This is a genomic window from Bradyrhizobium sp. (assembly GCF_036009065.1).
Taxonomy (GTDB): domain Bacteria; phylum Pseudomonadota; class Alphaproteobacteria; order Rhizobiales; family Xanthobacteraceae; genus Bradyrhizobium.
This window is the reverse complement of the sequence record NZ_DASYMN010000074.1, coordinates 1-6,845: the sequence shown is the minus strand read 5'-3', so window position 1 is coordinate 6,845 and position 6,845 is coordinate 1. Positions and strand designations below refer to the sequence as shown.

Below are 6,845 nucleotides of genomic sequence, written 5' to 3'. Positions count from 1 at the left end.
GAACTGGATTTCGGAAAGCCGGTTTCTGCACGCGCTGAACTACTGCATGCTGCTGCCGGGGCCGGAGGCGCAGCAGCTTGCGACCTATATCGGCTGGCTGCTGCACCGGACCGCCGGCGGCATCATGGCCGGCGGGCTGTTTATCCTGCCCGGCGTCATTTCCATCATGGCGCTGAGCTACATCTATGCTGGCTATGGCAATGTCAGTTTTGTCGAGGCGCTGTTTTTCGGATTGAAGGCTGCAGTGCTCGCCATCGTGATTCAGGCCGTGGTCCGCGTCGGCAAACGCGCGTTGCGCAACCGGATCATGATTGCGCTCGCCGGCGCGGCCTTCATCGCGATCTTCTTTTTCAACGTGCCGTTTCCGATCATCATCATTGCCGCAGGCGTAATCGGATACATCGGCGCAAGAACCGGACGGCCGGAATTTGCCGCCGTGGAGCACGGTGGGGCTAAGAACGCCGCGGCCATCGACAGCATGCTCGGTGACGAATTGCCCGACCATGTCCGTCCAACTGTTCCGCGCGCGCTAAGAGTGAGCGCAGTCTGGCTGCTGCTGTGGCTGGTGCCGGTCTTTGCGCTGCTGATCGCGTTCGGACAGGCCAATGTGTTCAGCCAGATCGCAATTTTCTTCAGCAAGATGGCGATGGTGACGTTCGGCGGCGCCTATGCGGTGCTGGCCTATGTCGCGCAGCAGGCGGTGGAGCATTATCACTGGGTGGACCCACGCGAAATGCTCGACGGCCTCGGCATGGCCGAGACCACGCCGGGTCCGCTGATCATGGTGCTGCAATTCGTCGGCTTCATGGCCGCGTTTCGCGATCCCGGCGCGCTGTCGCCAATGGTGGCGGGCACGCTCGGCGGATTGCTGGCGACCTGGGTGACGTTCACGCCCTGCTTCCTGTGGATCTTCCTCGGCGCGCCGTTCATCGAGACCATGCGGGGCAACAAGGGGCTCGCCGGCGCGCTGTCGGCGATCACCGCGGCCGTGGTCGGCGTGATACTCAACCTGTCGATCTGGTTCGCTTTGCACACCGTGTTCAAGGAAACCGTGCCGGTGCGGTCTTTCGGGCTGTCGTTCGACGCGCCGGTCTGGTCGAGCATCGATGTCGCGGCGCTGGTGCTGGCCATAGCAGCCGCCACGGCGATCTTCCGCTTCAATGCCGGGATGCTGACGGTTCTTGCAGGGTCATGCGCCGCAGGCGTGGCGTTCAGGCTGTTGGGGGTGATCTGACCGCTGGCACAGGGCGTAGGGCGGATTAGCGACAGCGTAATCCGCCGACAGCTCTAACAAGGTGGCGGATTACGGCTTCGCCTAATCCGTCCTACTCCACTACTCCACGCCCCGTCCGAACTTGTTCGACTTCGGCAATCCATGCGCGAGACGGCCCGCATCGGCCCGGTTGCCGCGCCAGTCCGTCAATTCCTTCCAGCTCATGCTCTGGTCGCGGCCCGCCGAATCCTTCCAGGTCAGGCCAGCCCTGGAATCGAAGGTCGCGACATCCGACAACCCGCCGCCCTTGTATTTCTGCAGCCGCACGCCGCGGCCACGCGCCATCTCCGGCACCTGATCGATCGGGAAAATCACCATCTTGTGGTTGGTGCCGATCACGGCGACGGTGTCGCCGACGACTTTCGCAACCGCCTTGGCTTCGTTCGGCATCTCGACATTGAGCACCTGCTTGCCCTTGCGGGTGTTGCCGACGCAATCGTCCTCGGCGACGACAAACCCCTGGCCCTCATAGCTCGCCACCAGGAATTTGCGGCCACCGGTGTTGACGAACAGCGACACGATCGCGGCGTCCTGCTCCATGTCGATGAACATCCGGATCGGCTCGCCATGGCCGCGCCCGCCCGGCAGCTTTGCGACGTCGAGCGAATAGAATTTTCCGTTGGTGGCAAACAGCAGCAGTTTCGAGGTGGTCTCGGCGAAAAACGCCTTGTCGAGCTTGTCGTCGGTCTTGAAGGTCAGCCCCGAAAGATCGGCGACGTGGCCCTTCAGCGTCCGCACCCAGCCCTTGTCGGAGACCACCACGGTGACCGGTTCGCGCTCGACAAAGGCTTCCTCGATCGCGGCGAGATCGTGCTCCGGCGCATCCGCGAACAAAGTGCGGCGCTTGCCGAGCGGCGTCTTCGGCCCAAAAATGTCGCGCACTTTTCGGACCTGGTCGCCGACCTTGGCCCACTGCTCGGCTTCGGAGCCGAGGATGCCTTTGATGCCCTTCAGCTCGCTGCGGAGGTTCTTGTCTTCGGTGCGGATCTCGAATTCCTCGAGCTTGCGCAACGACCGCAGGCGCATGTTGAGGATGGCGTCGGCCTGGACATCCGAAAGCTTGAACGCCTTGATCAGCGCCGGCTTCGGCTCGTCCTCGGCGCGGATGATTTTTATCACCTTGTCGATGTTGAGGTAGGCGATGAGATAGCCGCCGAGCACCTCGAGCCGATGCTCGATCTGCTCCTTGCGGTAGTTGGAGCGGCGCAGCAGCACGTCGCGCAGATGGTCGAGCCATTCTTTCAGGCATTCGGCAAGCCCGAGGACCTTGGGAATGCGGCCCTTCACCAGCACGTTGAGGTTCAGCGGAATCCGGCTTTCCAGTTCGGTCAGCCGGAACAGCGATTCCATCAGCAGTTCGGGATCGACCGCGCGCGACTTCGGCTCGATGACAATCCGAACGTCTTCGGCCGATTCGTCGCGGACGTCGCCGACCAGCGGCAGCTTCTTCTCGTTGAGCAGTTCGGCGATCTTTTCGATGAGCCGCGATTTCTGCACCAGCCAGGGAATCTCGGTGATGACCACGACCCATGTGCCCCGCGCGCCCTCCTCCTGGCTCCATCTGGCGCGGGTGCGGAACGAGCCGCGCCCGGTCATATAGGCCTCGGCGATGCTCTCCTTGGAGTCGACGATGATGCCGCCGGTCGGGAAATCCGGCCCCTTGACGAAACGCAGCAGCGTTTTCGACTTGGCGTCCGGCTTGTCGATCAGGTGCAGCGCCGCGTCGCAGAGCTCGGCGGCATTGTGAGGCGGAATCGCCGTCGCCATGCCGACCGCGATGCCCTGCGCGCCGTTGGCCAGCAGGTTGGGAAACCCGCCGGGCAGCACGATCGGCTCTTTGGACTGACCGTCGTAATTGGCGCGGAACTCGACGCCGTCCTCGTCGATGCCGTCGAGCAGCAGCCGCGCGACCTCGGTCATGCGCGCTTCGGTGTAGCGATAGGCGGCGGGATTATCGCCGTCGATGTTGCCGAAATTGCCCTGCCCGTCCACCAGCGGGTAGCGCGAGGAAAAGTCCTGCGCCAGCCGCACCAGCGCGTCGTAGATCGACTGGTCGCCATGCGGATGGAACGAGCCCATCACGTCGCCGACGATTTTGGCGGACTTCTTGAATGGCGTGCCGGGATCGAGCCGCAACAGCCGCATGCCGTAGAGGATGCGGCGGTGCACGGGCTTGAGGCCGTCGCGCGCATCGGGGAGCGCGCGGTGCATGATGGTCGAGAGCGCGTAGGCGAGATAGCGCTCTTCCAGCGCCTCGCGTAGCTGAACCTCGTGAATCTCCGCCGGCTCCGGCGGAATCAGTGTTTTTCCCATAGGGAGCAGTTAAGCTTTTGAGGTGAATCGGGCAAGCTGCGAATCGGTGACCATCAAGAAACCGCCACACTGGCCCGATGCTTTACCACCGCATTGATAAAGCCCTCGCGGGCATCGGAATGGCGCTGGCCGCGCGGCTCCAGCACGTGACGCAGCAGGAAACGCCCGGTCAACTCAAAACCATCCCTTAGGTCCTCATCCGACCAGCCGTTGCGGCCGTCATCGCTCTTGCGCAGAAACGGCGGCAACCGCAACAGCTTGTCGCGCCAGGGATCGCCGGCCTGCCGCGATACCGCGCCGCCGGATTTGGGCGAGACGTAGATCAGCTCGGTGGTCGCCCCGGTCGCGGCGCAGGTTTCGAGGTCAAGCCCAAACCCGAGTTCGGCCAGCATCGCCAGTTCGAATTTCACCAGATACACCGCGGCCTCGCCGATATCGTCGAAATCGTTCAGGGTGCGGTCGAGCATGTCGTAGATGTCTTCATGCGGGTCGCGCTCCGGCAGCAGCCGCGCCAATGACGCCAGATGCGTCACGCCATACACCGCGTGGCTCGACGCCAGCACCGTGGCCGCGCGCAGCCGCGTGCCCTCGATCAGGTAATAGCCCAGGTGCTCGTCGAGCCGCGCCCGCCACACCGCGCGCACGCTGTTTCCAGGCTGCAGCAACGGCCGCATCCGCGAACCGGAACCGCCGCGCACCAGGCCAAGGTGGCGACCGTGGCCGCGCGTCAAGAGTTCGACAATGGCGGAGGATTCGCCATGCCGCCGCACGCCAAGCACGATGCCTTCGTCGGTCCATTCCATGGGGCAAATTTAGCATGGTGAGTGGGCAAAGCGAAGCGTGCCCATCATGCCGGCAAACAAATGCTTTTGATTCTCTGGTGGGCGCGGCGCGAAGAGCGCGCCTTTGCCCACCCTACGTCTGCACCTCACGCATTGAACCAGCCCTTGGCGTCGCCGGTGAAGGAAGCATACAGCCCGGCTGCGGTCAGGGCGCAGGAGACAACCTCGATCGCGCTGTCGAGCTGCAATCCGCTGGCGCCGATCACCTGCAGCAGCGAGATTACCGAAAACGCCAGCGCCGCGGTCAGGACCCAGCGGGGCCAGTTCTTGCGCCGATGCGCGGCGAGCCAGACCAGGTACCTGAACAGCAAGATCATGCAGGCCGCGATCACATTGGCGGCCAGGATCGTGGTCTCCGTGATCGCGGCCGTGGGCGTGCGGTCCTGGAATGCCACCGACAGCGCATCGAGCACCAGCGACAGATACAATAAAACCTGAAACCACAACACGTGCCTGGGAATGGTCATCAGGGCTGCCAGCCTATTCCTTCGGGAACTCAAGGCCCATTTCGCGATAGCGATTGGGATCGTCGCCCCAATTCTCGCGCACCTTGACGAACAAAAACAGATGCACGGGCACACCCACGATCTCGGCGATCTCTTTTCGCGAATCCGCGCCGATCGACTTGATGGTGGCGCCACCCCTGCCGAGCACGATCTTGCGCTGGCTTTCGCGCTCGACAAAAATCGTCTGCTCGATCCGCACCGACTTGTCCTTGCGTTCGGTCCAGCTGTCGGTTTCGACGGTGGATTGATACGGCAATTCCTGATGCAGCTGGCGGAAGATTTTTTCCCGGGTGATTTCGGCCGCGAGATGCCGCATCGGCGCGTCCGACATCTGGTCTTCGGGATAATGGAACGGCCCCGCCGGCACCATCGCCGCAAGGGTCCGGCGCAAATCATCGACGCCGTCGCCCGACAGCGCCGACACCATGAAGGTCTTTTCGAATTGCAAGCGCTCATTGGCGGCCTTGGTCAGCGCCAGCAGTTTTTCGCGCGGGACCAGATCGATCTTATTCAGCACCAGGATTTTGTGGTGCCGCACCGTCGCGAGTTTTGTCAGGATGGCGTCGGCCTCCTCGTCGATCCCTTCGCGCGCATCGAGCAGCGCGCAGACCAGGTCGGCGTCATGCGCCCCGCTCCACGCCGTCGACACCATGGCGCGGTCGAGCCGCCGCTTCGGCATGAAAATTCCCGGCGTGTCGACCAGGATGACCTGGGCATTGTTCTCGATGACGATGCCGCGGATCAGCGCGCGCGTGGTCTGCACCTTGCGCGAAACGATGGTCACCTTGGAGCCGACCAGCGCATTGACCAGGGTGGACTTGCCGACATTGGGCGCGCCGATCAGCGCGACGAAGCCGCAGCGCGTCGGCGCCGGCGCCGCAGCGGCGGGCGTGTCATCGCTCATTATTTGACGCCTTCGCGCGCGATCATCGCGGAGGCCGCGACCTTCTCGGCGGCGCGCTTGCTGCCGCCGATGCCTTCGGCGGGCGCCAATCCCGGCAAATCTACCGCGATGCGGAACTGCGGATCGTGATGCGGCCCGGTGCGTTCCACTTCGCGATAGACCGGCGTCGGCAAGCCTTTGCCCTGCGCCCATTCCTGCAGCACGGTCTTGGGATCGCGCAACGGCCGCTTCAATGTGCGCATCCTCTCTTCCCAGTTGCGCTCGACGAACTGCGCCGCCGCGGGATAACCGCCATCGAGATACACTGCGCCGATCACCGCTTCGCAGATGTCGCCGATCACGGATTTGCGTAAGCGCGCTCCGGCGCCGGCGCCGACCGCGCCGAGCTTGATGCCTTCGAGCAGGCCTAGCGACTTCGCCACGTCGGCGCAGGTTTCCTTGCGCACGAGATCGGCAAGCCGCTTTGACAGTTCGCCCTCGTTGGCTTTCGGGAACGTTCGATAGAGCATGTCGGACACGATCAGCCCGAGCACGTGATCGCCCAGGAATTCAAGCCGCTGGTAGCTGTCGCCGCGGCTGCGCGCCGATTTCAATGCCGAGACGTGGGTGAACGCGGTCGCCAGCAGCGACGGATCGGTGAATTTGTGGCCAATTCGCGCCTCGATTGCGGCGGCCTCGGCCTTGGCGGCCGCCTTGCTGCGCCTTTTTTTGGCCGCCGGAAGTTCGCCGGCGGCGGGGGCTTCCGGGCTCGCGCCGTCTGCGGTCGATGAGGTCTGGATGTCAGGTGATTCGTCGTTCATCGCACGATGGAGAATATGCGATTCCAGCGCACCGCGGTGGGCCAGCGCCAGATCTCCCAGGCATGTTCGCCCTCGGCGATCGAGAAAAAGATCATCTGGGCCCGCCCGACGATGTTCTCGAACGGCACGTAGCCGACCGCCGACAGCACCCGGCTGTCGGTCGAATTGTCCCGGTTGTCGCCCATCATGAAGAAGTGACTGGCCGGC

7 protein-coding genes are annotated in these 6,845 nt (G+C 63.7%); 1 reads left to right on the top strand and 6 read right to left on the bottom strand.

Annotated features, from left to right (window positions below):
• The coding region (gene chrA, locus VGP39_RS05005) for a chromate efflux transporter (protein WP_327567004.1) at window positions 1-1,234 on the top strand (1,234 nt) is incomplete at its 5' end.
• Between the two features lie 99 nt (window positions 1,235-1,333).
• On the opposite strand, the gene parC is transcribed toward chrA, so the two are convergent.
• The 6 genes from parC to lepB form a co-directional block, all read right to left on the bottom strand.
• Window positions 1,334-3,586: a DNA topoisomerase IV subunit A gene (gene parC / locus VGP39_RS05000; protein WP_327567003.1), complete on the bottom strand. Its 2,253-nt coding sequence runs from the start codon at window positions 3,584-3,586 to the stop codon at window positions 1,334-1,336.
• Between the two features lie 53 nt (window positions 3,587-3,639).
• Window positions 3,640-4,389: a DNA repair protein RecO gene (recO, locus tag VGP39_RS04995; RefSeq protein ID WP_327567002.1), complete on the bottom strand. Its 750-nt coding sequence runs from the start codon at window positions 4,387-4,389 to the stop codon at window positions 3,640-3,642.
• A 125-nt stretch (window positions 4,390-4,514) separates the two neighbouring features.
• A complete protein-coding gene (locus VGP39_RS04990) occupies window positions 4,515-4,895 on the bottom strand; it encodes a hypothetical protein (RefSeq protein ID WP_327567001.1) in 381 nt (126 codons plus the stop codon).
• Window positions 4,896-4,908: 13 nt separating this feature from the next.
• Entirely contained in the window at window positions 4,909-5,838 is a 930-nt protein-coding gene (gene era / locus VGP39_RS04985) for a GTPase Era (protein ID WP_327567000.1), read from the bottom strand.
• Entirely contained in the window at window positions 5,838-6,638 is an 801-nt protein-coding gene (rnc, locus tag VGP39_RS04980) for a ribonuclease III (RefSeq protein WP_327566999.1), read from the bottom strand. Before rnc ends, era begins: the two co-directional genes overlap by 1 nt.
• A partial coding sequence (lepB, locus tag VGP39_RS04975) for a signal peptidase I (RefSeq protein ID WP_327566998.1) occupies window positions 6,635-6,845 on the bottom strand: 211 nt, incomplete at its 5' end. The genes rnc and lepB, both read right to left, overlap by 4 nt.